Here is a 2,543-nt window from a genome sequence, read left to right on the forward strand (position 1 = left end):
CAGCCGGAACGGACATTTCGTGAGTTCGACGGCGTCGACTTCAAGAGCTTTTGCCAGAATATCAACCGGCCCATGGTCGAGACGATCATCGAACCCTTCGCGCATACCTCCTTCAATCAGTTCCATCAGTAGTCGACCGCTGAAGGTATCCGTTTTTTTCATTTTTTCTACCTCGGCAACCCCGACGGCATGGGCTACGACCAAACCATCGACGACGCCATGACCTCGGTAGTCACACCCTTGAAAGACATACTGATTGCGTTGGGCGGCAAGGTGTTGACCGGCATGGAGGCCGAGCGCCTGGTGGAAACGGATGGGCGCATCACCAAGCTGGTCTTGCGGTCGGCGGGGAGTAGTCCGGGTGAAGCTCACCAGGTCCCGGCCAACGCGGTGGGGGACGACTGGCAACCGACCCGCTCCAGCTCCGGGGAGCTTTACTTCGTCAAGCGGAACGACCGCGGCGACTACGCAGCGCTGTCGAGCCGCTGCACGCACATGGGCTGTCCAGTTGCGCTCGACCCAGCCACCGGCGGTTTCGCCTGTCCTTGCCATGGTGCCAAATATGATCGGCACGGCTTGCCGACCGCGGGCCCGGCCATCCTGCCCCTGCCTGCGGTGGCGGCAGAGTTGCGGGGAGATGCCGTGCACCTGGCGGCGGCGCCGCTCCAGTCTGCTACCGAATATGCCGCGGATTATTTTGTACTGGCCTGTGATGTGCCTGGACTCAAGAATATCCTGGCCCATTCCGAGATCTCCGATCAGGCGCTGGTCAGCAGCGTCGCGCGCTTGGGCGTTGCCGACCCCTACATCGTCTGGCGCATCTGGCTCGACCGGGAGCTGCGCACACAATACGTTCCTTTCTATACCGTCAGCGGCTACCGTTACGTCGACTCTATCGCCATCTACTCGCAGTTGCAGCCGGCGTACGAGGACTGGGCGAGGCGTCGGCGCGGCGCCGTCGTCGAGTTACATGCCTATGCCGTGGAAGCACATAACGTCCTGCCGGAAGCCGAGATCAAGCGGCTGATGCGGGCGGAATTGGACGAGCTGATCCCGGAATTGCAAGGGGCCGGAGTCATTCACGACATTTACATGATGCAGCAAAATTTCCCACGCTGGGCACCGGGCGACCATGCGGGGCGGCCGGGCGTCACAACACCGTTCGACAACCTGTTTCTCGCCGGGGACTTCGTCAGACTCGAGGTGCCGGCCAATCTGATGGAGGCGGCCACCATGACCGGCAGGATGGCGGCAAATCGTGTCCTGGCGGCGGAGCACCTGCGTGAGAACCCAATCCCGGCCGTGGCGCTGGTCGGTCCGTTGACGACGGGCGCCTGACCCCGGCGGCGCCCATCGGGGCATACCTAACCCATTGTTACACGGGATCTTACTGCGATTATCCCGGCTCGCCTCCAGCCGCCCACACCCCCCCTTGGTCGTGGACGCGATGCGTCTGGCGGGCGGATCGCTAGGCTAGGCTTATGTAAGCCAACCCTGACACAAATATATGTCAGTTGGCCTTGACACAGGCGGCTGCCGGGTTACAATAGCGCCTAGATCGCCGGGCTGTTCCAAGACACTACCCGTTTGGAACAAACAAAGTCAGGATGCGGGGCGCCAGGGCGTTGCGATCTGGATCGATGGTGGGTGTCTCTGCCGCCAGTAGGCTGATGGGGACGGTTTTTTCACAACGTCTTTGAGGTTATGAAGATGAATTCTGGCAACATCTCGGGTCTGACCAACGAGCAGGCAAAGGAATTTCACGAGCATTGGAAGCATGGTGTGTGGAGCTGGGTGATGATCGCATCCGCTGTCCACTTGGTGACTTGGGCTTACCAGCCCTGGTTCTGATCAGACTTCGTCCAAACTTCACAAACCAAGGTAATTTAAATGAAAGTTCCTTATTTGCTGGCCGATGAGAAAATCGTCAAGATCGAGCATCCGGAAGATGACTGGAAGATCTGGACCGTGATCAACCCGGCCAACTGGATGGTTCCGTGGTTCATCGTGCTGATGGTCCAAATGTGGATGATTCACACCTATGCTCTGGCCCTGCCCGGCTATGGCTGGAAGGATGCCGCTGCCGACGCGTACGCCGCGAAACAGCCCGTCGTGATCGTCGCCCCGGCGCCCGTCGCTCAGTAAGAACAAAGCGCCGCAGGGTCTCTGGCGCTGGGTCGCGGGGTCAAGTACCCCGCTATCGAAGAGCGAGGTCACCCGTAACAGTGAACTCGCTCTTCTCACGAATGTCACGTATGAGGTTTTGAAAATGAATTCTGGCAACATCTCGGGTCTGACCAACGAGCAGGCGAAGGAGTTTCATGAGCACTGGAAGCATGGCGTGTGGAGCTGGGTGATGATTGCATCCGCTGTCCACCTGGTGACCTGGGCTTATCAACCCTGGTTCTGATCTGATTCGACTGGTCTATCCAAGTCTAACGTCTTAAGGTAACGCAAATGAAAGTTCCGTATCTGCTGGCCGATGAAAAGATCGTCAAGATTGAGCATCCGGAAGAAGACTGGAAGGTCTGGACCGTGATCAA

The 2,543-nt window shown here is 58.8% G+C and carries 3 protein-coding genes; all 3 read left to right on the forward strand.

Going from position 1 to position 2,543, the window contains the following annotated elements; genetic code table 11:
- The first annotated feature begins 261 nt into the window (after positions 1-261).
- The 3 genes from QZY48_RS26760 to pufB all read left to right on the forward strand — a co-directional run bounded on the left by QZY48_RS26760 (position 262) and on the right by pufB (position 2,410).
- Positions 262-1,338 carry a Rieske 2Fe-2S domain-containing protein gene (locus QZY48_RS26760; RefSeq protein ID WP_295436598.1) on the forward strand — a complete coding sequence of 359 codons (1,077 nt, stop codon included), beginning with the start codon at positions 262-264 and terminating at the stop codon, positions 1,336-1,338.
- A gap of 552 nt (positions 1,339-1,890) precedes the next feature.
- Positions 1,891-2,145, forward strand: a complete 255-nt coding sequence (gene pufA, locus QZY48_RS26765; protein WP_295436599.1) for a light-harvesting antenna LH1, alpha subunit — start codon at positions 1,891-1,893, stop codon at positions 2,143-2,145.
- Between the two features lie 124 nt (positions 2,146-2,269).
- Positions 2,270-2,410 carry a light-harvesting antenna LH1, beta subunit gene (gene pufB / locus QZY48_RS26770; protein WP_020507020.1) on the forward strand — a complete coding sequence of 47 codons (141 nt, stop codon included), beginning with the start codon at positions 2,270-2,272 and terminating at the stop codon, positions 2,408-2,410.
- Positions 2,411-2,543: the final 133 nt, after the last annotated feature.

The sequence above is a fragment of the uncultured Thiodictyon sp. genome, from assembly GCF_903828115.1.
Taxonomy (GTDB): Bacteria; Pseudomonadota; Gammaproteobacteria; order Chromatiales; family Chromatiaceae; genus Thiodictyon.